The sequence below is a fragment of the Algibacter luteus genome (assembly GCF_900141715.1).
Lineage (GTDB): Bacteria > Bacteroidota > Bacteroidia > Flavobacteriales > Flavobacteriaceae > Arenitalea > Arenitalea lutea.
Genome location: NZ_FQYK01000001.1, coordinates 781,969 through 801,135, shown reverse-complemented (window position 1 = coordinate 801,135; position 19,167 = coordinate 781,969). Strand labels below are relative to the sequence as shown.

Annotated in this window: 19 protein-coding genes; 5 read left to right on the top strand and 14 right to left on the bottom strand. The window is 35.0% G+C overall.

Annotated features, from left to right (window positions below):
- Nucleotides 1-56 precede the first annotated feature (56 nt).
- On the top strand, nucleotides 57-497 hold the full coding sequence (locus tag BUA46_RS03425; protein WP_019385955.1) for a hypothetical protein: 441 nt from the start codon (nucleotides 57-59) through the stop codon (nucleotides 495-497).
- Nucleotides 498-555: 58 nt separating this feature from the next.
- On the opposite strand, the gene BUA46_RS03420 is transcribed toward BUA46_RS03425, so the two are convergent.
- Nucleotides 556-1,605 (bottom strand): endonuclease/exonuclease/phosphatase family protein, encoded by a 1,050-nt coding sequence (locus tag BUA46_RS03420; RefSeq protein ID WP_019385956.1) that lies wholly within the window; start codon nucleotides 1,603-1,605, stop codon nucleotides 556-558.
- A 121-nt stretch (nucleotides 1,606-1,726) separates the two neighbouring features.
- Between BUA46_RS03420 and BUA46_RS03415 the strand changes: the two genes are divergently transcribed.
- The 3 genes from BUA46_RS03415 to BUA46_RS03405 are packed head-to-tail and all read left to right on the top strand — an operon-like array spanning nucleotide 1,727 to nucleotide 6,441.
- The gene (locus BUA46_RS03415) at nucleotides 1,727-4,528 is read left to right on the top strand and encodes a TonB-dependent receptor (protein WP_019385957.1); all 2,802 of its coding nucleotides are present in this window, start codon (nucleotides 1,727-1,729) and stop codon (nucleotides 4,526-4,528) included.
- 59 nt (nucleotides 4,529-4,587) lie between these two features.
- A complete protein-coding gene (locus BUA46_RS03410; RefSeq protein ID WP_035105862.1) occupies nucleotides 4,588-6,024 on the top strand; it encodes a DUF5689 domain-containing protein in 1,437 nt (478 codons plus the stop codon).
- 39 nt (nucleotides 6,025-6,063) lie between these two features.
- Entirely contained in the window at nucleotides 6,064-6,441 is a 378-nt protein-coding gene (locus BUA46_RS03405) for a hypothetical protein (RefSeq protein ID WP_019385959.1), read from the top strand.
- Here the strand turns inward: BUA46_RS03405 and BUA46_RS03400 are convergent, their stop codons facing one another.
- Nucleotides 6,442-7,410: an endonuclease/exonuclease/phosphatase family protein gene (locus BUA46_RS03400; protein ID WP_019385960.1), complete on the bottom strand. Its 969-nt coding sequence runs from the start codon at nucleotides 7,408-7,410 to the stop codon at nucleotides 6,442-6,444. It lies immediately after the preceding gene.
- Nucleotides 7,411-7,472: 62 nt separating this feature from the next.
- On the opposite strand from BUA46_RS03400, the gene hflX reads away from it, so the two are divergent.
- Complete coding sequence (gene hflX / locus BUA46_RS03395) at nucleotides 7,473-8,690, top strand: GTPase HflX (RefSeq protein ID WP_019385961.1); 1,218 nt, start codon at nucleotides 7,473-7,475, stop codon at nucleotides 8,688-8,690.
- Nucleotides 8,691-8,946: 256 nt separating this feature from the next.
- On the opposite strand, the gene BUA46_RS03390 is transcribed toward hflX, so the two are convergent.
- The 12 genes from BUA46_RS03390 to sufB form a co-directional block, all read right to left on the bottom strand.
- On the bottom strand, nucleotides 8,947-9,324 hold the full coding sequence (locus tag BUA46_RS03390; protein ID WP_019385962.1) for a hypothetical protein: 378 nt from the start codon (nucleotides 9,322-9,324) through the stop codon (nucleotides 8,947-8,949).
- A gap of 184 nt (nucleotides 9,325-9,508) precedes the next feature.
- A complete protein-coding gene (locus BUA46_RS03385) occupies nucleotides 9,509-10,432 on the bottom strand; it encodes a DUF3078 domain-containing protein (RefSeq protein ID WP_019385963.1) in 924 nt (307 codons plus the stop codon).
- 73 nt (nucleotides 10,433-10,505) lie between these two features.
- Nucleotides 10,506-11,012: a DUF2480 family protein gene (locus BUA46_RS03380; RefSeq protein WP_019385964.1), complete on the bottom strand. Its 507-nt coding sequence runs from the start codon at nucleotides 11,010-11,012 to the stop codon at nucleotides 10,506-10,508.
- 66 nt (nucleotides 11,013-11,078) lie between these two features.
- Nucleotides 11,079-11,402 carry a DUF59 domain-containing protein gene (locus BUA46_RS03375; protein WP_019385965.1) on the bottom strand — a complete coding sequence of 108 codons (324 nt, stop codon included), beginning with the start codon at nucleotides 11,400-11,402 and terminating at the stop codon, nucleotides 11,079-11,081.
- Between the two features lie 85 nt (nucleotides 11,403-11,487).
- Nucleotides 11,488-11,910 (bottom strand): SufE family protein, encoded by a 423-nt coding sequence (locus tag BUA46_RS03370; protein ID WP_019385966.1) that lies wholly within the window; start codon nucleotides 11,908-11,910, stop codon nucleotides 11,488-11,490.
- 127 nt (nucleotides 11,911-12,037) lie between these two features.
- Nucleotides 12,038-12,463, bottom strand: a complete 426-nt coding sequence (locus tag BUA46_RS03365) for a hypothetical protein (RefSeq protein WP_019385967.1) — start codon at nucleotides 12,461-12,463, stop codon at nucleotides 12,038-12,040.
- A gap of 79 nt (nucleotides 12,464-12,542) precedes the next feature.
- Nucleotides 12,543-13,610, bottom strand: a complete 1,068-nt coding sequence (locus BUA46_RS03360) for a zinc metalloprotease (RefSeq protein ID WP_019385968.1) — start codon at nucleotides 13,608-13,610, stop codon at nucleotides 12,543-12,545.
- A gap of 177 nt (nucleotides 13,611-13,787) precedes the next feature.
- Entirely contained in the window at nucleotides 13,788-15,002 is a 1,215-nt protein-coding gene (locus BUA46_RS03355; RefSeq protein WP_019385969.1) for an aminotransferase class V-fold PLP-dependent enzyme, read from the bottom strand.
- 122 nt (nucleotides 15,003-15,124) lie between these two features.
- The gene (gene sufD / locus BUA46_RS03350; RefSeq protein WP_019385970.1) at nucleotides 15,125-16,438 is read right to left on the bottom strand and encodes a Fe-S cluster assembly protein SufD; all 1,314 of its coding nucleotides are present in this window, start codon (nucleotides 16,436-16,438) and stop codon (nucleotides 15,125-15,127) included.
- Nucleotides 16,439-16,523: 85 nt separating this feature from the next.
- A complete protein-coding gene (sufC, locus tag BUA46_RS03345; protein ID WP_019385971.1) occupies nucleotides 16,524-17,276 on the bottom strand; it encodes a Fe-S cluster assembly ATPase SufC in 753 nt (250 codons plus the stop codon).
- 1 nt (nucleotide 17,277) lies between these two features.
- A complete protein-coding gene (locus BUA46_RS03340) occupies nucleotides 17,278-17,694 on the bottom strand; it encodes a hypothetical protein (RefSeq protein ID WP_019385972.1) in 417 nt (138 codons plus the stop codon).
- 16 nt (nucleotides 17,695-17,710) lie between these two features.
- The gene (sufB, locus tag BUA46_RS03335) at nucleotides 17,711-19,159 is read right to left on the bottom strand and encodes a Fe-S cluster assembly protein SufB (protein WP_026009873.1); all 1,449 of its coding nucleotides are present in this window, start codon (nucleotides 19,157-19,159) and stop codon (nucleotides 17,711-17,713) included.
- Between the last annotated feature and the right edge of the window lie 8 nt (nucleotides 19,160-19,167).

Here is a 19,167-nt window from a genome sequence, read left to right as displayed (position 1 = left end):
GAAGCGGTTTTTTTAAGATTAAAATCATTATTTTTGATTCGTTAAAACATAATATCATGTACGAAGCTATACTAAACTTACATTCTTATTGGGCCTATTTAGTGCTAATAATTTTAATAATAGCAGTGGTAAATGCCATTGTTAAATCTGTTGGAGGAAAAGAATATAGCGCTAAAGATTTCAGAATTGCTTTATTCACATTAATCGTTTCTCATATCCAGTTACTTATTGGTATTGTTCTCTATTTTGTTTCACCTCGATTTGCTGTTTTTAGCGAATTGGGTATGGGCGGCGTGATGAAAGATGCTGTAAATAGATTATATCTTGTAGAGCATCCAATAGTAAATATTGCTGTTGTGGCACTAATTACCATTGGGTATTCAAAGCATAAAAAGAAATTGACTTCTGCACCAAAACTTAAAACTATAGCTATTTTTTATACGATAGCATTGGTGTTATTATTGTCTAGAATTCCTTGGGACGCTTGGTTGTCTTAAGAAGTAGATAAAGTTAAATTCAGACCTGTTAGAATTTTAAATTTATCAGGTCTTTTTTTTACTGAACTTCCTTTATTACATACATATAAACCGGAAAATGGTCGCTATAACCATTGCTAAAACTACCATCACTCCAACTTCTAAAGGGGTAACCTTTATATTTTCCTTTTGAATGGATTAAATAGTTTTTATTAAAGATACCGGCTTTATAGTATCTAAATGAAGAATAGTCTTTTTCAAGTAAAGGTTTTGATATAATAATCTGGTCGAATAAGCTCCAATTATCTCGATATGCAGTGGTGCCTAAACCATCTTTATGAAAATTTTCAAACGGATTATACAAGCCTTTAAAACCTACTTTCTTTCGTTTTCTTGTGGTTTTTAAAACATCTTTAAAGCTTGAGTTTATTGGATCGTCGTTAAAATCACCCATAATAATTACTTTGGCATATGGGTCATCGGTTTGAAGAGAATCAATAATACGTTTATTTAATTTTGCTGCTGCAACACGTTTGGGTCTGCTTCTAGCTTCACCACCTCGTCTTGAAGGCCAATGGTTTACAAGAATATGAATCAAGTCATCTTCAAGCTTTCCGCTAACCAAAAGTTGGTCTCGTGTAGTAATGCGCTCTTGACTTTCGTCATCATAAATTTTTAACTCATGGATGCTTGTGCTAATGGGTGTAAAAATGTTTTTTTGGTATAACAGGGCGACATCAATACCTCTAGCATCTGGGGAATCATAATGTATTATGCCGTAATCTTTATCTAATAAATGAGGGTCATTCACAAGGTCTTCTAAAACATTCTTATTCTCTATTTCGCAAATGCCTAAAATTGCCGGTGTGTTCTTGGTTACATCCTTTCCGATTTCGGCAATAACACGTGCCATATTACTTATTTTTTGCCTATAAGCTTCGTCGCGGTTCGATTTTAATTCCATTATCGGACTGTATTCATCAAACTTAAGCGGGTCGTTGATGGTATCGAACAAATTTTCTAAGTTGTAGAAAGCAATGGTGTGTATTTTAAATTTTTTATCCTGAGCTCTAACGGTAACAATGAAGCTCAAAAATAAAACTGTACTTAAGAATTTAAATAAATTCATGAAATCTGTGTAATTATGGTAGTTATTTATACAAATACTAAGCCAAATTTACTGTTATTGTTGTAATAATTTTAGTATTAAATAGTTACTTTTTCTTATTATTGGTGTCTTAAAGATAATTATGAATAAAATAACCCTCATTTTTTTATTCGGAATTTTTTCAATTTCACTTCACTCACAACAAACTTTAATAAAAGGAAGTGTGAAGGACGCCACATCGTTTCAGCCTATTTTAAATGTTGAAGTTACTTTAGAAGACACAGATTTCAAAACACTTACTGATGTTCAAGGTGAATTTAGTTTTTCTGCTAATGTGCCTTTAGGAGAGCAAATATTAAAGATTTCTAAAAGCGGATATATTATAAAACGCTTTCCAATAGTTGTAAATGAAGGCGAGATAGTAGATATATCTGATATGATTATGGAACGCGATTTATCTCAAAGTCAAGATTTATTTACTATAACACTTTCTGATGATGAATTGGATAATGATTCCACTGCTTCCGATAATATTACAGGTTTACTGTCTTCTTCATTAGATGTTTTTCAAAGAACTGCAGCCTTCGAGTTTAGTCAATCTTTTTTTCGATTACGCGGGTTAGATTCTGAAAACGGTTCTGTGCTCATTAACGGTATATCTATGAATAAACTCTATAGCGGCAGACCACAATGGAGCAATTGGGGTGGTTTAAATGATGTGATGCGAAACCAAGAACTCACATCAGGTTTATCGCCTTCAAGTTATAATTTTGGTGGTGTATTAGGAACAACCAATATTAATGTTAGAGCATCAAAAGCGAGATCGGGTGGTCGCATTACTTATTCGTCTTCTAACAGGAGTTATACCAACCGATTAATGGCAACTTATGCCTCTGGTCTTTTAAAAAATAATTGGGCTTATGTTATTTCTTTAGGAAGGCGTTGGGGAAATGAAGGTTATCAAGATGCTACAATTTACGATGCCAATTCGTTTTTCTTATCAGTTGAAAAAAAGCTTAATGAAAAGCACAGTTTAAATTTCACAGGGATTTATGCTCCAAACCGCAGAGGAAAGTCTTCACCAAATACACAAGAAGTTTACGATTTAAAAGATATTAAATACAATGAATATTGGGGTTGGCAAGATGGTAAAAAGCGTAATTCAAGAATAAAAGAAGTTGAGGAACCCCTTTTAATGCTGAATCATTATTGGGATGTATCTTCAAAAACAACATTAAATACCAATATCGCTTATCAATTTGGAAAATTAGGCAATAGCCGTTTAGATAATAATGGAACCGATTTGGTTAACGGGTTTCCTGAAGGTGGTGGCGCCAACCCAACCCCAACCTATTATCAAAAACTACCAAGTTATTTCGAACGTAATTTTCCGGACGATTTAGAGTTTGCTTATACCGCTTTAAAAGATTTTCAAAACAATGGGCAGATAGATTGGAACGCCCTATACCTTGCCAATATTTCAAACGCACGAGCTGGTGGTAACGCCATTTATGCCTTGTATGAAGATCGTGTTGATGACTCCCAGTTTACATTTAACACCATTTTAAATGCAGAGTTAAATGATAATACGGTTTTTAATGCTTCAGTGAATTTTCAACGTTTAAAATCTGAAAATTTTGCACGCGTATTAGATTTATTTGGAGCCGAAACTTACCTCGATATCGACCAGTTTGCAACTGATATTGATGAGGCTCAGAACGATTTGCAAAAACCAAACCGATTAGTGGGCGAGGGAGATAAATTCAAATACCATTACAACCTTTTTGCTAATCTGTTAACTGCCTATGCACAAGCTCAATTTACATATAATAAGTTTGATTATTATGTGTCTGGAAGCGTGTCCCAAACCCAATATCAACGAGAAGGATTGTATCAAAATGGAGCTTTCCCAGATACATCTTTAGGAAAAGGCGAAACGTTGAATTTTACAGGTTTTGGCGCCAAAGCCGGTATAACTTATAAACTATCAGGAAAACATTTATTGGTAGGAAATGGCGGTTATATTTCTAAAGCACCATCTTTAAGGAACACGTATTCCAATTCAAGAGAAAACCATAACATTGTTCCAAATATTACGGAAGAAAAAATACTTTCTACAGATGTGAGTTATATTTTTCGTTCACCAATAATTAAAGCGAAATTAACGGGTTACTACACTAAAATTGAAGATGCGAATGAGATTTCTTTTTTCTTCGCTGATGGTATTGGAGGCGATAATGTGGCTTTTGTTCAAGAGATTTTACAAGGCGTGGATAAGCAACATATGGGTGCAGAATTGGGAATTGAAGCCAAAGTAACACCAACCATAAAATTAAAAGGTGTGGCCTCGTTAGGGCAATATACTTATGCCAACAACCCTAATTTATACCTAACTACCGAGGCCGACGAAGAATCGGTTGAAGCTGGATTCGTAAACGGATTTAAAGATTTTGGCCAATCCAAATTAAAAGATTACAAAATTGCCGCAGGACCACATCGAGCCTATTCTGTTGGGTTTGAATATCGCGACCCAGAGTTTTGGTGGTTTGGCGCAACAGCCAATTTTTTCACGAACACCTATATTGATATCAGTCCGCTAACACGTTCCTCAAATTTTACAACAGATTTTGATGGTAATGTGTTTAATGATTACGATGAAGTTTTAGCAAGAGAATTACTAAAACAAGAACGTTTTGATGATTATATGGTTGTGAATTTAGTTGGGGGAAAATCATGGAAAATAGGAAGTAAATACATTAGCCTATTTGCAAGTGTGAATAATCTCTTAGATAAAGCCTTTAAAACTGGTGGTTTCGAGCAAGGAAGAAACGCCAATTTTAGAGAATTAAGAAATGATAAAGCTTTAGAAACTCCCGTATTTGGTTCTAAATATTGGTATGGAAGAGGGGCTACTTATTTTTTAAATGTGAATTATAGATTTTAAAATATTCCAATGCACGGTGGCGCAATGTTGAAACCACTTTGGAAACTAAAATATAGATTATGAAATTTAACATCAACAAATCGGCTTTTGGCTTCATTTTGATACTATTCATCATGACGGCATGTGTGCAAGATGATGATTTTGGAACACCTGATATTTCATCTGAAGATCCCAATATTCCAAGTAATCAATTAATAACCTTTAAAGCCGTAAAATCGCTTTATGAGCAAGCAGTAAATAGCGGAAATTCAACGGCAATTATAAATGACGACGTTTATATTGAAGGTTTTGTGATATCATCAGACAAAGCAGGCAATTTTTTCGAAGAGTTAATAATTCAAAACAAAACAGACGATAGCAATCCTGATGCAGACCCAAGATTGGGCTTAAAAATAGATATTAATGTAAGTAGTTTATCTGATACCTATCAAATTGGGCAAAAAGTATATGTTAAGCTCCAAGGATTAACGGTTGGAGAAACAAGTGGTGTGGTAACTATTGGCAAAGGCGATGCGGCCAATGTGGAACAAATTCAACCTGCAGAATATAAAGACATCGTAATACGAACCAATGAGGTTGTGGAGATATCACCTAAAGTATCAGGAATAGCTGAGTTGTCTGAAAATGACGAAAACACATTAGTACAGTTAAACAACATGCAATTAAACCGGTTCGAAATGGGAGCAACCTTCGCAAGCGAATCATACGACGAATTTGATGGTTTACGATTGCTTGAAAGTTGCGATTCTGGTATTCAAATCATTATGCAAACCAGTACATTTTCAGATTTTAAAACTTTAATTGTACCACAAGGACAAGGTACCGTAACAGGAATATTTAGTCGCGATTTTAGGGATGATTTCAATGTACTTCTATTAAACACATCTGCTGATATTAATTTTAAAAGTAATGAGCGTTGCGACCCTTCAGAGTTTAGCTGTGGTATTGCTTCAACAATTGGTTCAGGGAATTTACTCTATGAAGATTTTGAGTCTCAAAGAAACAATAGACCCGTTGAAATTGATGGTTGGACCAATTATATGGAAACAGGCACTCAGGCTTGGGAAGGCTATTCATCTACATCTTCAAATGCGTCATTAGGTAGATCGGCAAGATTTCAATCGGCAAGTTCGGGCGATGAAAGTAATATTGGATGGTTAATTACACCAGCCATAGATTTAGATGCCCAAGATGGTGAAACCTTAAACTTTAAAACCTCCAACAGTTTAGCAGATAGCAGCTATATGGAAGTGTTATATTCCCTAGATTGGGATGGTACCGAAGCAAACATCTCTACAGCAACTTGGAGCATTTTATCAGACGCTTATGTGGTAAAAGATTCAGATTCTTTTGCGCCTTGGTTTAATTCAGGGAATGTAGATTTATCTTGCCTTTCAGGAACCATTCACATTGCCTTTAAATATACAGGAAGCGGACAAGATACTTTTGATGGGATTTACGAATTGGACGAGATTCGTATTGATTATGTGGAATAGTAAAACTTTAGGGCTACATTTGCGCCAATATTTTTATATATGAGCACATTCGACGCCTTATTTTTTCACTTTTTTCAGTATTATAAATCTAAAAAAAGTAAAAAAACGAATAGTATCGCTACCTTTTATTTAACGCTTCTTCAAAGTAGCTTACTTCTATTATTAGGTGTGTTTTTTGCTGGATTTTTTAAGCAAATGCATGTACAAACCATGTCTTCAGTTAAGGCATGGACCTTATTTGGTCTAGTCGTTATCTTCCTCTATTTTAAAAATTGGATACAATACAGTGGTAAAAAGCGTAAAGTTTTAAACGCCAAAGTGCTCAAAAACAGAAAACTTCATTACAATATTTGGTTGCTATGGTTACTGCCTGTAGTAATTTTGGGTTTAACCTATGTACTCTATCAAGCTACCTGATTACTTTTTAAAAATAGCATAAACTGGAAAGTGGTCGCTATAACCACCTTTGTACTTTTTACCTACGTAGGTTCTAAATGGTGAGCCTTTAAAAGGGCCTTTAAAAAGCTTTAAAAAATCTTCATCAAAAATATTAGCCTTGAAAAACTCAAAACCCTCTTGGGTACTTTTAAAGAAGTTCGTAGAAATAAGTACCTGATCAAAAATAAACCATTGGCGCTTGTGTTTTACGGTGCCTCGATTAAACGAACGTAGCGTTTCCATCGGGTTAAATAAATCATAACCTTCAACCAAGCGTTTTATACTGTCATTGTTAGGATTGTCGTTAAAATCGCCAATAACAATAATTTTTGCATGTTCATCTTCAAGTCTTAAAGCGCTAATGATATCGCTTACTTTTTCAGAGGATGCCAACCGTTTAAATTCGGTTTCCTTTTGGCCCTCTCTTCTAGACGACCAATGATTCACAATCACATGCACTTTTTCACCATCTAAAATTCCAGAAACCAATAAAACATCTCGTGTATAGTCCGGTGTGTCATCTTCATCTGTTAATGCTATAGTAAATGGTTCAGCATGTAAAACTTTAAAAACCGTCCTGTCGTAAATTAAACCCACATCAATTCCACGTTCATCTAAAGAATCAAAGTGTACCCAATCATAATTGCAATCTGCCAAATGTTTAGAGGCAATCAATTCTTTAATAACACTATCATTTTCAACTTCTGCTAAACCAACAATAGCGGGGTGTTTTCCGGTTTCTCTTCGTCCAATATTAGAAATCGCATACCCTATTTTCCGCAGTTTATTATCCAAACGTTTGGGTGTCCATTTTTTAACCGAAGTTGGTAAAAAATCGGCATCATTGGTTAATTTATCATTTTTTAAATCGAATAAATTCTCAATATTATAAAAAGCCACAGTTTGCATGTCGTGACGAACGGGAATGTCTTCAAAAGATTCTGTCATAGGTCAAAAATAGGTTTAAAAATATTAAAAATAAAACCACGGCAATTATGTAACTTTGTAGCATGATAGAAAAGAAAGATGTAAGCCTCGAAAGGGCAGTTTTAATCGGTATTATAACTCAAGACCAAGACGAAACTAAACTCAAGGAGTATTTAGACGAGCTGGAGTTTTTAACCTTCACCGCTGGAGGTTATGCCGTAAAACGTTTCACCCAAAAAATGGACAGACCGGATCCTAAAACCTTTATTGGTAGCGGGAAAATGGAGCAAGTACGTGTTTTTGTTGAAGAAAACGATATTACTACCGCTATTTTTGATGACGAATTATCGGCAGCACAAGAGCGTAACATTAGTAAAATACTGGGTATTAAAATATTAGACCGAACCAATTTAATTCTTGATATTTTCGCGCAACGCGCACAAACCAGTTATGCCAGAACGCAAGTAGAATTGGCACAATGCGAATATTTACTGCCTCGTTTAAGAGGTATGTGGACTCACCTTGAGCGTCAAAAAGGGGGTATTGGAATGCGCGGACCGGGTGAAACCGAAATTGAAACAGATAGACGTATTGTAAGAGATAAAATATCTCTGTTAAAAGAGCGCATCAAAACCATAGATAAACAAATGGCGGTGCAACGCGGTAACCGTGGTAAAATGGTGCGTGTGGCGCTGGTTGGATACACCAATGTGGGTAAATCTACCCTAATGAATGTGATAAGTAAAAGCGATGTGTTTGCTGAAAATAAACTGTTCGCAACGCTCGATACCACCGTTAGAAAAGTAGTCATTCAAAACCTACCATTTTTATTAAGCGATACCGTAGGGTTTATTAGAAAGCTGCCAACACAATTGGTAGATAGTTTTAAAAGCACTCTAGATGAGGTTCGAGAAGCCGATTTGTTGTTGCACGTTGTTGATATTTCACATCCTAATTTCGAAGAGCACATAGCCTCTGTAGAGAAAATTTTGGGCGAAATAGATAGTGGCGATAAGCCAACCATAATGGTTTTCAACAAAATTGATGCCTACGAAGCAGAACCCTTAGAAGCCGACGATTTAGAAACCGAGCGTACCGAAAAGCACTACTCGCTAGAAGAATGGAAAAGCACATGGATGAGTAAGTTAGGCAACAACGCCCTCTTTATTTCGGCGCTCAACAAACAAAACCTAGAAGACTTTAAAAAACGAGTTTACGACGAGGTTCGCGACATTCATATTACCCGCTTCCCTTACAACCATTTTTTGTACCCCGATTACAATTACGAAGACATGAAGTAATGTCACTTCCAGTGTCTACAATTTAATTCGAGATGTATCGAGAAGTTGGGCGTTACCCTAAACAGGGTCGGGCTTTCTGCTAAAAGTTTTGGCTCGATGCACGCCTCGCCAAAAGCTACCGCGGCAATCCCTAACGCACCTGTTTGCGGTGGGTTATTTTAGTTCTTAGTTTGAAGTTCTTTTGGAGGGTTTGTTTAACGGCTTTGTATATGCGTAGATTAACAAATAATTTTATTCGGAGTTAGGCATTAGTATTCTATGTTTCTTTATTTATTTGTCTTTTCTTCCGTTTTGCTTTTTGTTTTAACCGCTCCGATTTCCGATTGATTTTTTTTTCGTTTTTGAGTCTTATTTTTTCAGCTTCAAAGGCTTCAATTGTTTTTTTATCAATACAATTTGTAATATCAACATCATAATTCAAATTTTTTAATTTATACTGAAGACTTTCAAGTTTGCCTTCTTTTTTTATTTTATATAATTCAGAATCTATTTTTGTCCATTCTTTGGTCTCATTATTATAACAAAATACATCTCCTTGATTTGGCTTTTTTGGAACCTTATTAAAATTCTGCGAATAAATATTAGGAGAAAGAAATAATAAGAGTATGGATATAATTGAAATATAATTTTTCATTGTTATTTAGGTTTTGTGAGTATCTGATGCCTAATTTTCATGATATGAAACCGATGTTTTATATCAGAATTCAAACGAATTTATAATTTTTTTCTCACAAAATCAAACTTAATCATTTCACCTTATCCAAAAAAAAGTGCTTCCCAAAAGGAAGCACTTTTTATAAGTTTATAAATGTTTTGGATTAGAACTTGTAGCTCAAACCAAACGTATAGTATGATTGTAGGTCGTTATCAACGCTATCAAAAGTTTCGCCCGTATTACCTAAGGTATTGATAGAGTAGTTTAAAGCCTCTTGTTTGTTGCTTCTTAAACCAAAATCAAAACCTACACCAATCATTTTCCATAGGGTGTAGCCAAACGAGTTAGACCATGTCCAGTTTGAGTAATCTCCAGACTTATAACTTTGGAAAGCCGATAGGTTTGTTTTAAAGTTTACAGCTCCAATTTGTCTCGTATAATCTGCAACTATTTTAGCACCTAAAGACGATTCGAAAACTGAATCTCCATCAGCAAAAACAAAGTTGTAGTTTAATGGGTGCACCACTACTATTAAATTGGCTATCGGTGTCCAAGTCGCACCAACACCAACATCTAAATAACCTGGGTCGTTAAAGTTATCTAAAAGGGTAGTTCTGTATTCAGCTAAACCAGAAACTGCTAAGTTTTTAGCAATATTTCTTCCGTATAAAGATGAAATATTAAAAACGTCAGTAGTTGGGTTAAAGCTGTCGTCGTCAGCAGGGTTATCCTTATTGTCTAATTTTACCCAGTTTAAATTGGTAGTTAAGCTGTTTCTCCAGAAAAACTTGTCTTCTATTAAGTTTGCAAAGGCATTTACAGTAAAACCTATGTTTCCAGAAGCATTGTTAGGTGCGCCTTGAGAATACCAGTTGTTGAAGTTTGATAAGCTACCACCAATAGTACCAAATGCACCTTTTCTCCATCCTGGAAGCGCATCTATTTGAGCTTGTAGTGCATTGGCTTCACCTTGTGCAGCATCTGCTATGGCTTGTTTTTCAGCTTTTTGAGCTTGTAATTCTTCTTTTGTTTGTGCGTTTAATGATACAACGCTAATACATAATAATGCGAAAAATAATTTTTTCATAATTTAATTTTTGTTAAAAATTTGTGCAAATATAATGTTTAGACGCAATTAACAAAGTTTGGTCACATTAAATTTATTTCTTCTTAAAAAGAGGTACAGAAGAGCATGCTTCGCCATACATAATGGACTTAGCAAGAGGTTTTAGCTTGTTAGAAAGCATGATGTAGGCGTTTTGAGGTACGGGTTTGTTAGCGCAACCTTTTATGATAATGGGTTTATCTGTGAATGCTGAAACATCAAGATTGTTAATGATGTCTTGATAAATAGAGGTTTCAAGTTGTTCTAAATCGCCAATAACAACTTTTTTGGCAACCGACTCCAATTGAATACTGAGAAGCATGTAAGCCCAACCCGGAATTATAGCATCGCTGCTGCAGGTTAAAGCAACATAACTGCCTTCGTATTGGTTCCAATCAAATTCTGATACTTGCGCTCTAAAATCTTTTTCGCGAAGCACAAAACCTTCATACAGCCAATCTTTAATATCAAACAGGATACGTTGCCCTTTAGGATAATAATCCTCAAGATCAATTGTTACTAGTTTACTATTCGCTACGCGATTTACAATTTCGTCTTTCAAGAAAGTATTGTTGTTGAGTTATTTTTCGTTTCGTTGTATTACCGAGTACTGCGACTGAAAACTAAATTACAGCATCCCCAATTCCAACTTAGCCTCTTCACTCATTAAATCTTGAGTCCACGGCGGGTCGAAAGTAATTTCAACTTCTGCGTCGCGAACATCGTTAAGCGATTTTACTTTTTCCTCAACCTCTAAAGGCAAAGTTTCTGCCACGGGGCAGTTTGGTGTTGTTAGGGTCATTAAAATTTTTACGTCGTAATCTTCATTTACAAATACGTCGTAAATCAATCCTAATTCGTAAATATCAACAGGGATTTCTGGATCGTAAATCGTTTTAAGTACGTTTACTATTTTTTCGCCTAATGCGGCGGTATCTATGGTTTCACTCATAACTTTTTGTTTATGTGTTTAGTTGTTTGTTGTTTAGCCGAAAGGGCAGTTTTTCCATTTTACCACTTAACGCCTCACAACTTCACTAATTAAGTTGTGTTTGGTATGCTATGGCATACATTTTTAATTGTTTTATCATACTTACCAAACCATTAGCTCTGGTTGGCGATAAATGTTCTTTTAAGCCTATTTTATCAATAAAATCGGTATCAGCATCAATGATATCTTTTGGATGCTGATTTGAAAAGGCACGGATTAAAATAGCAATAATACCTTTGGTGATAATCGCATCACTATCGGCTGTAAATTGTATTTTATCGTCTTTCATTTCAGCGTGTACCCATACTTTACTTTGGCAACCTTTTATAATATTGCTGTCGGTTTTGTATTGGTCGTCAATTAAGGGTAAATCTTTCCCTAAATCAATCATATATTGGTAACGTTCTTCCCAATCTTCAAACATTGAGAATTCGTCTATAATTTCGTTTTGTATTTCTTCAATACTCATAGGTTCTTTTTTAGTTTTGTTATCTTAAACTCTGTCCTAAGTTTTTCTGCATATTTAATATCCAGAAGGTTTCGACAGTGCTCAATCTGACATCTAATTCAATGCAAAAATACAATAAGAATTATTGCTATTCAATGTTTTCGACAATTGATAAGATTTCTTTAACTATTGCTTCAATCTCTTTAGGCGGATTGTTATGATCGAAGTTTTTAGATTGATATGTTTTATTGTTTTTTATAATTTGTAAATAGGCAATTTGCGCGCCATCAAAGTGATGATTTTCAGATGGTGGTTCAAAATCCTCGAGTTGTTTTACATCTATTTTATGAATTTCTAAAAATAGTTTGTCTTTTAATGATTCGGGGAATGATTTAATTTCTGGAGTGCCTCCTCTTTGTCTGTTTATTGAAACGCTATCATTTTCCAATTTAACTTCAAAATAAGAACCTCTACTACTTGCGTTATAAACTACACTCATTTGTTCTTGATTTAAATGGGTAGAGCAATCTTGGTTTACTAGGAGTATGGATAAAAGGATGAATATAGTTTTCATGAGATGCATTAAGTTTAGTTTAATAATACAAAAAAGACGCCAAAATAGGCGTCTTTTTAATTATCTTATATAATATTTTTTATGGAAGCATGCTTTCTCTTGCACCGCCAGGAGCAAAAATAGCACGCATTCTTTCTTTCTGACCTTCAGAGAACATATACATACAAGCATCATCAACATAATCCATGTAATTCATTGTCATATCGTTTGATCGACAATTAACAGTTGGATATGACGGACATCCATAATTTGGTCCATCTGATGACGGTGTGTCAGAAACAAAATCGTCTCGCTTACATCTGCCATCTCCCCATATATGACGTAAATTTAAATAGTGCCCAACTTCGTGTGTCATGGTTCTTCCTTTATCAAACGGCGCTGAAACGTAGCCTGTAGTACCAAAGTATTGCGGAGAGCATACCACACCATCAGTAGATAAATTACCACCTGGGAATTGTGCGTAACCTAAAATACCGCCACCAATATTACACACCCAAATGTTTAAATGCGTTTCTGGATTTACCGGAGGATAAGCACTCTTAACTGCATTATTTGTACCCCAAGAGGTTGTTGAGCTAGCATTTCTGAAAGTATTCGCAAGTGTAAATGTAATTTCGCTATCGGCAGCTACACCAGAGAATTCGGCAGGTGCTTGATTTACATCGTTGTTTGCTTTTCTGAAATCGTCGTTTAAAACGGTAATTTGCGATGCTATTTGAGCATCACTAATATTTTCATTGGAATTGCTGTAAACCACAATAACGTTTACAGGAATGTTAATAACGCCTAAGTTATCTGGTGTTGGCTCTTCGCCGCCGCCGCCGCCGCCGTTTCCATTTCCGGGTTTAGTTGGTTTTCCTTTAGCAGCAATAAAACTTCTTGTGTGATACTCAACGTCATACATCTTTTTTTCAAGACCAGGATTCGCATCAAGTTGTTTGTTTAAAACATGCATGGTATGACATGTTTTCACCTTGTTTTTACTGTTAGATGATTTTGAAACGAGGTCGTCAGAAGTGTCTGTGTAAACAAAAAAGTCGCTCATGTCGACTTTTACAGATTGGTCCTCAATAATTTCATTTTTGTCATCATCACAAGCTGTGAATAGTAAGGCTATGGCAGCCATACCTAAAAGAATTTTTTTCATTTTTATTAATTATTTTGAATTAGTCGATGCTGAAGATAAAATTATTTTGCATTATTTCTAATAAATTGACAAAAAACTTGTTAATTATTCGACAAAATGCATCATCGTGTTATATAATTAACAAAATGAACTATTCAAATTTATTGAAATGACATTAAAAAAGATAGGACAGATAATTTAAGAAAGCATCATTTTAGCTTTCTTAACACCTTCAACTAAGGCATCAATTTCTGCTTTTGTATTGTAAAATGAAAATGAAGCCCGAATTGTTCCTGGAATTTTATAGAAATCCATAATAGGTTGTGCACAATGGTGACCTGTTCTTACGGCAATTCCGAGTTTGTCTAGAATAGTCCCTACATCGTATGGATGAATACCTTCTAGATTAAATGAGATAACGGACGTTTTATGTTTTGATGTCCCGTAGATTTTTAAACCTTCAATAGCTAAAAGTTGCGCAGTACCATATTCTAGTAACTCGTTTTCATAAGCTGCAATAGTATCGAAGCCAATAGCGTTCATATAATCTAAAGCGGCTCCAAAGGCAATGCCTCCACAGATGTTAGGCGTTCCAGCTTCAAACTTATGTGGTAAATCGGCGTAAGTTGTTTTCTCGAAGGTGACTTCGGCAATCATTTCGCCACCTCCTTGGTATGGTGGTAATTTTTTAAGCCATGATTCTTTTCCATAAAGCATGCCTACACCAGTTGGTCCACATACTTTGTGTGCTGAGGTTACGTAGAAATCGGCGTCTAAGGCTTGCACATCGGGTTTTATATGCGGACAAGATTGTGCGCCATCAATTAATACAGCCGCACCTACTTTATGCGCTTCGTCAATAATGTGTTCAATAGGATTTACTGTTCCTAACGCGTTTGAAACGTGGTTTACAAAAACAAGCTTGGTGTTTTTTGAAAGTAAGTTGTTGTAAGCTTCAATTTCCAATTCCCCTTCAAGGTTCATAGGAATAACTTTTAAAGTAGCACCTGTACGCTCGCATAACATTTGCCAAGGGACAATATTACTGTGATGTTCTAGCGCTGAAACGATTATCTCGTCTCCTTTTTTTAATAACGATGTGAATCCGTTTGCTACTAAATTAATACTATGTGTTGTACCCGAAGTAAAAATAATTTCGTGTAAAAACTTAGCATTAAAATGGGTTTGTATTTTTTTACGTGATTGCTCGTATAAATCTGTTGCCTCTTGACTTAAGGTGTGCACACCTCGATGTATGTTGGCATTGTAATTTGAATAGTAATCTACAATAACATCAATAACTTGTTTTGGGGTTTGCGATGTTGCAGCATTATCAAAATACACCAATGGTTTGCCATTTACTTTTCGATAAAGAATGGGAAAATCTTTTCTTATGTCTTCTACATTAAACATGGCTGATAGGTCTAGCCCCGATAGAAACGGCATCCTTTTTTTATGTTTGACGCTTGAACTGCGCTTAGGGTGACATAAAAAAAGATACAGTGGATAGCGGGATTAAGCTTCAAATAAATTAATTATAAATCGAACCCAATATTTACGCCTAATTTTTTAGCGATAATTTTGGTGATACGTTGTTTTATTTCTGGAATTTTAACAGACTCTAATACATTATTACTAAAGGCAAACATTAAAAGTGCTTTGGCTTCTTTTTCTGGAATACCGCGCGAACGCATGTAAAACATAGCACTTTCGTCTAATTGTCCGATGGTACATCCGTGAGAACATTTTACATCGTCTGCAAAAATTTCGAGTTGTGGTTTAGTGTTTATAGAGGCTTTATCGCTTATTAAAATGTTGTTGTTTGCTTGAAATGCATTAGTTTTTTGGGCTTCTTTTTCAACAACAACTTTACCGTTAAAAACGCCTGTTGAATTATCGTCAAAAATACCTTTGTAATCTTGATGGCTTTCGCAATTTGGCTCGATATGATGTACCAAAGTATTGTGGTCTACATGCTGTTTATCGCCAATAATGGTGATGCCTTTTAGCGTAGAATCAATACGTTCGCCTTCTTGATAAAAGTTTAGATTGTTACGCGTTAATTTCCCACCAAATGAAAAAGTATGCACCGATGCAATACTTTCTCTCCTTTGTTTGATAAATGTATTATCTATTAAAGAGGCTTTTTTACTATCGTTTTGAATCTTGTAATAATCTACAATAGCACGTTTGTTTGTAAAAATCTCGGTAACGCTATTGGTTAAAACAGGATTGTCTGTTAAACTTTGATGGCGCTCGATAATTTGCACATGCGAATTCTCTTCAACTACTATTAAATTACGTGGCTGTAACATGGTAGCCGACTCGTTTCCTGTTGAAAAGTGTAGAATTTGAATTGGTTTTTCTACAATTTTGTTTTTAGGAATATGAATGTAGGCACCTTCGTTTGAAAATGCTGTATTTAATGAAGTTAAACTGTCTTTTTCGGCTATTTTATTGAAATAATTTTTAATAACCAATTGGTATTTTGGTTTATTTAAAGCTGACGACATGAGGCAAACATCTAAACCATCGTGCGTGGTTTGCGATAAATGCGATGAATATTTACCGTCGATAAAAATGATTTTATAAGAATCGATATCGTGGATAAAATAGGGCTTAATATCCTTATAGTCTAGTGTGTTTTCTTGTTTAGGGAATACGCTATAATCTTCTTTTAAAATTGCATTTAATGAGGTGTATTTCCAAGCTTCTTCTTTTTTAGAAGGAAAGCCTTTTTCTTCAAACACTTTTATAGCTTCAGATCTAACATCATGCACGTAGGCATCGACATCCACACGATTTTCGAATGCTAGAAATGATGATACTAATTTTTCTTTTAAATCCATTCTTTTGAGTTGAAATATTTAAAAGTTAGAAAGTAAAAAGTTAATTTGAAGCAACCTTATAACTTTTTACTTTTTAACTGATTTTTTACGCGTTAATTTCTTCTTTAATCCAGTCGTATCCTTTTTCCTCAAGTTCGTGTGCTAATTCTTTACCACCAGATTTTACAATGCGTCCGTTGTATAAAACATGTACAAAGTCTGGAATGATGTAATCTAACAAGCGTTGGTAATGTGTAATAACTACTACAGCATTATCTTTACTTTTTAGTTTGTTTACACCGTTAGCCACAATACGAAGCGCATCGATATCTAAACCAGAATCTGTTTCGTCAAGAATAGCTAGTTTAGGTTCTAACATGGCCATTTGGAAGATCTCATTACGCTTTTTCTCTCCTCCTGAAAACCCTTCATTTAAAGAGCGGGATAAAAATTTTCTATCAATTTCTAATAGCTCTGATTTCTCACGGATTAATTTCAACATGTCTTTAGCAGGCATATCTTCTAACCCTTTTGCTTTTCGAGTTTCGTTGATAGCAGTTTTCATGAAGTTGGTTACTGAAACACCAGGAATTTCAATAGGATATTGGAAGGATAAAAACACGCCTTTATGTGCACGTTCTTCAGCAGCTAATTCTTCAATATCTTCGCCTTCAAACGTGATACTTCCTTTGGTTACCTCGTAATCTTCTCTTCCTGCAATAACCGCCGCTAGTGTACTTTTACCAGAACCGTTTGGTCCCATAATGGCATGCACTTCACCAGGTTTCACTTCAAGGTTTACACCTCTTAAAATGCTTTTATCTTCAACACTTGCGTGTAAGTTTTCTATTTTTAACATACTATTCACTTCCTAATTTAATAACATTATTTTCTTCTGTTGAAGCCGGTGAAACATCTAATATTTCTAATATTTCCACCTTGTTTTCCCAGAGAATTTTTTCGTCTTTTTGATTTGTAACTTTACCTCGTATTTCAACATTAACCATATCGGTTGGTGCAGATTTATATTCTTCAACTTGTTTTTGAAGTTCCTCCAATTTGTCGGTGATTAAAACACCATAAATCTCAGATTTTGTTTGTAAAACTGCAGCACCATCATAATACACAAAAGAACCTTTTAAATGCATTAATCCGTTACTTGGTTTTGTATTTTCTTCTGTTGAAGAATTAAGGGTTTCTTGTGTTTCAGATTTAGAATCGTTTTTACAGCTTACAAATACTGAAACGCTTAAAAGTAGAATGATTAATTTTTTCATTTTGAATTCTAATATATTATCCGACACTTCCTTCTAAACTTATTTCTAATAATTTTTGAGCTTCTACAGCAAATTCCATTGGGAGTTTATTTAAAACATCTTTACTGAAACCATTAACAATTAAGGCAATTGCTTTTTCAGTATCAATACCACGTTGATTACAATAAAAAATTTGGTCTTCACCAATTTTACTTGTAGTCGCTTCGTGTTCTATTTTTGCTGTTTTATTTTTAGCTTCTATGTATGGAAAAGTATGTGCTCCGCAGGCATTACCCATAAGTAAACTATCGCATTGCGAGAAGTTACGGGCGTTATCTGCTCTGGAGTTTATTTGCACCAATCCGCGGTAAGAATTCTGAGATTTTCCAGCTGAAATACCTTTAGATATGATTGTAGACTTTGTGTTTTTACCCAAATGAATCATTTTGGTTCCTGTATCGGCTTGCTGATAATTGTTAGTAACCGCAATAGAATAAAATTCACCTACTGAATTATCACCTTTCAAAATACAAGATGGGTACTTCCAAGTTACAGCGCTTCCAGTTTCTACCTGCGTCCATGAAATTTTAGCATTTTTCTCGCAAATTCCGCGTTTTGTTACAAAGTTGTATACACCACCTTTACCTTCAGCATTTCCAGGATACCAGTTTTGTACGGTTGAGTATTTTATTTCGGCATCATCTAAAGCAATTAATTCTACAACCGCAGCATGTAATTGGTTTTCATCACGACTTGGAGCTGTACAGCCTTCCAAATAACTTACGTAACTGCCTTCATCAGCAATAACAAGTGTTCTTTCAAACTGACCGGTGCCAGCTTGATTAATTCTAAAATAGGTTGATAATTCCATAGGACAATGCACGCCTTTTGGAATATAACAGAAACTACCATCACTAAAAACTGCAGAGTTTAAAGCTGCGTAGAAGTTGTCTTTTTGTGGAACCACAGTTCCTAAATATTTTTTCACAAGTTCTGGATGCTCTTTAATGGCTTCAGAAATACTCATAAAAATAATACCTTTTTCTCCTAGAGTTTTCTTGAAAGTTGTAGCTACAGAAACAGAATCTACAACCACATCCATGGCGACACCAGCTAATTTTTTCTGTTCATCTAGGGAAATACCTAATTTCTCGAAAGTTGCCAACAATTCTGGATCAACTTCGTCAATACTATCGTATTTTGGCTTGCTATTAGGTGCAGAATAATACGATATGGCTTGAAAATCTGGCTTTTTGTATTTTACGTTTGCCCATTCTGGTTCGGTCATTTCTTGCCAAACTCTAAAGGCTTCCAATCTCCAATCGGTCATCCATTGTGGCTCTTCTTTCTTTTTAGAAATTGCGCGTACAATATCTTCATTTAAGCCATTAGGAAATGTGTCTGATTCAATATCTGTGTAAAAACCGTATTCGTATTCTTTGGTTTTTAATTCTTCGCGTAAATCATCTTCGGTATACTTCGACATAATACTTT

What these genes read in the sequence shown, in the direction of transcription:
- BUA46_RS03425 (WP_019385955.1), top strand. Translation starts at nt 57, where the DNA reads ATGTACGAAGCTATACTAAACTTACATTCTTATTGGGCCTATTTAGTG.
- BUA46_RS03420 (WP_019385956.1), bottom strand. Translation starts at nt 1,605, where the DNA reads ATGAATTTATTTAAATTCTTAAGTACAGTTTTATTTTTGAGCTTCATT.
- BUA46_RS03415 (WP_019385957.1), top strand. Translation starts at nt 1,727, where the DNA reads ATGAATAAAATAACCCTCATTTTTTTATTCGGAATTTTTTCAATTTCA.
- BUA46_RS03410 (WP_035105862.1), top strand. Translation starts at nt 4,588, where the DNA reads ATGAAATTTAACATCAACAAATCGGCTTTTGGCTTCATTTTGATACTA.
- BUA46_RS03405 (WP_019385959.1), top strand. Translation starts at nt 6,064, where the DNA reads ATGAGCACATTCGACGCCTTATTTTTTCACTTTTTTCAGTATTATAAA.
- BUA46_RS03400 (WP_019385960.1), bottom strand. Translation starts at nt 7,410, where the DNA reads ATGACAGAATCTTTTGAAGACATTCCCGTTCGTCACGACATGCAAACT.
- hflX (WP_019385961.1), top strand. Translation starts at nt 7,473, where the DNA reads ATGATAGAAAAGAAAGATGTAAGCCTCGAAAGGGCAGTTTTAATCGGT.
- BUA46_RS03390 (WP_019385962.1), bottom strand. Translation starts at nt 9,324, where the DNA reads ATGAAAAATTATATTTCAATTATATCCATACTCTTATTATTTCTTTCT.
- BUA46_RS03385 (WP_019385963.1), bottom strand. Translation starts at nt 10,432, where the DNA reads ATGAAAAAATTATTTTTCGCATTATTATGTATTAGCGTTGTATCATTA.
- BUA46_RS03375 (WP_019385965.1), bottom strand. Translation starts at nt 11,402, where the DNA reads ATGAGTGAAACCATAGATACCGCCGCATTAGGCGAAAAAATAGTAAAC.
- BUA46_RS03370 (WP_019385966.1), bottom strand. Translation starts at nt 11,910, where the DNA reads ATGAGTATTGAAGAAATACAAAACGAAATTATAGACGAATTCTCAATG.
- BUA46_RS03365 (WP_019385967.1), bottom strand. Translation starts at nt 12,463, where the DNA reads ATGAAAACTATATTCATCCTTTTATCCATACTCCTAGTAAACCAAGAT.
- BUA46_RS03360 (WP_019385968.1), bottom strand. Translation starts at nt 13,610, where the DNA reads ATGAAAAAAATTCTTTTAGGTATGGCTGCCATAGCCTTACTATTCACA.
- BUA46_RS03355 (WP_019385969.1), bottom strand. Translation starts at nt 15,002, where the DNA reads ATGTTTAATGTAGAAGACATAAGAAAAGATTTTCCCATTCTTTATCGA.
- sufD (WP_019385970.1), bottom strand. Translation starts at nt 16,438, where the DNA reads ATGGATTTAAAAGAAAAATTAGTATCATCATTTCTAGCATTCGAAAAT.
- sufC (WP_019385971.1), bottom strand. Translation starts at nt 17,276, where the DNA reads ATGTTAAAAATAGAAAACTTACACGCAAGTGTTGAAGATAAAAGCATT.
- BUA46_RS03340 (WP_019385972.1), bottom strand. Translation starts at nt 17,694, where the DNA reads ATGAAAAAATTAATCATTCTACTTTTAAGCGTTTCAGTATTTGTAAGC.
- sufB (WP_026009873.1), bottom strand. Translation starts at nt 19,159, where the DNA reads ATGTCGAAGTATACCGAAGATGATTTACGCGAAGAATTAAAAACCAAA.